Annotated in this window: 1 protein-coding gene; it reads right to left on the reverse strand. The window is 49.2% G+C overall.

Going from position 1 to position 1964, the window contains the following annotated elements:
- Positions 1-90 precede the first annotated feature (90 nt).
- Positions 91-1650 (reverse strand): IS1182 family transposase, encoded by a 1560-nt coding sequence (locus ACAN56_RS35345; RefSeq protein WP_379148773.1) that lies wholly within the window; start codon positions 1648-1650, stop codon positions 91-93.
- Between the last annotated feature and the right edge of the window lie 314 nt (positions 1651-1964).

Consider the following 1964-nt stretch of genomic DNA (forward strand, 5'->3'; position numbering starts at 1 on the left):
GGGGCTGTCCCAAAAGAAGATATTCTACTGTCGGAGACAGGCCCTCTATCTCTCAAAAGCTTAAGACTCAAAAGAGCAGCGATTCTCCCGTTATTGGAGAATCGCTGCTCTGCGTTTTTGGTCATGGGCAGCTTGTTTTAATAAATTATGGGCGAGCGAAAGCCAACCGACCTCGAGCGTCACTTTTTCGATGCCGCGAAGCAGAAAACGCCGGAAGCCCCGGTTATTCTTTAGTTGTCCAAATACACTTTCTGGTTCCGTCATTCGGCGTACGGCCAAGAGGTAACCTTCCTCGCTTTGCAGAATTTCTCGAGCCTGTTTCTGGTACCGTAACCGCTCCAGACTCACCACGACTTCCCGATTACCGGTTGCCTTCGTGCAGCGTTCTTTTAGCGGACATCCTTCACAGCTCTGGCTTCGGTAATGACGCTTCCGAATTTCGTATCCGCTCTCTACGATTTCCTTGCTCTCTTTGCGGAAATGCAGCTTTTGTCCAGCTGGGCATGTCCAGCGATCCTCGGCTGTGTCGTACGTCCAGTTCTCAATTTTTCCGACATTCGCTTTCCAGGCTTTACTCTTTTCCTTGTGGTAGCTGCCGTATTTCACTACCGCATGGACCTCTCTCTTTTCCAGATAGGCATAGTTTTCTTCACTGCCGTAACCTGCATCCGCAATTACCGTCTTCGGGAGTTTTCCAAGAATCTGCCTTGCTTTTTCCATGTGCGGCTGTAAACAGCGAGTGTCAGTTGGCCTTTGGTGTAGACTGTAGGCCAAAATAAACTGGTTTTCGGTCCCGATCTGTACATTGTAACCCGGTTTCAGTTGCCCATTTCGCATGTGGTCTTCTTTCATTCGCATAAAGGTCGCATCCGGATCTGTCTTGCTGAAGCTGTTCCGGTCACCAAGCAACGTTTGGTACTGTTCGTATTTCAGCAGCCGGGGCAGCAACTCCTTGCGTAGCTTCCGAACCGCTTTCTTTAGGGGCTTGTTTTTAGGTTTTTCTGCAAGCTGAGCTTCAAGCTTTTGCACGGCTTGTTCGAGTTTCTCACTACTCACTTCGGAACCCGTACCGAGTTCAGCGAGATCTTTGCCTTGATTCTCCTGTTCTTCCCGCGCTTCTGCCGCTTCAATGTCAACGAACAGGGCATGTACCTTTTCTTGCAGTTTGGCTTTGTATTTGCTGACGGCTTTGCCCCAAACAAAGGTGTAGCGATTGGCATTGGCTTCCATCTTGGTGCCATCCACAAAGTAATGCTCCAGAGAAACGTATTTTTCGTCAGCCAAAAACTGAAGCACGGCGGTAAATACCGTTTCGAGGACGTTCTTCATTCGCTGAGAACGGAAGCGATTAAGGGTGCGGAAGTCTGGTCGCTGCCGTCCAGCGAGCCACATGAAGAGGATGTTCTCCCGGATGGATTTGGCGATTTGGCGGGAGGAATACATTCGCTGAGTGTAGGCGTAAATGATAACTTTGGTAAGCATTTTGGGGTGATAGCTGTCACGGCCGCCGCCAGGGTAGGCCGCGTCAAAAACGGCGTCGTCCAGCCGATTAACAGTAGCATTCACGACACGAACGAGGTGATGTTCTGGAATATCTTCTTCCAGATCCATTGGCAAGCAAAGTTGGTCCATGGTATATTGAATGTACAAAGAAACCGCTCCTTTGAAATGGTTGTGTGGTAACTCCATTTTACCAAAGGACGGTTTCTTTTTCGTGTTTTTTAAAGATTTTCGTAACAATTTCCACTTACACAGCAAAGAGGACGGACTGATTGTGGAAAAGCGGTAGCGGTCGCCTTTGTCCCCGGATTTTCACCGCTAAGGAGAATGAATAAAATCTGGGGATATCAGCGATTGGAACAACGGTCCGTTCGCGGAGCGTCCACCCAAGCGAAAACATACATCTTACTCCAAAACCAAGGGGCTGTCCCAAGCAGCCATTTCATGGCTTTTGGGACAGCCCC

Origin of the sequence: Paenibacillus paludis (assembly GCF_042610515.1) — a bacterium.
In the GTDB taxonomy this organism is placed as follows: domain Bacteria; phylum Bacillota; class Bacilli; order Paenibacillales; family Paenibacillaceae; genus Paenibacillus_AQ.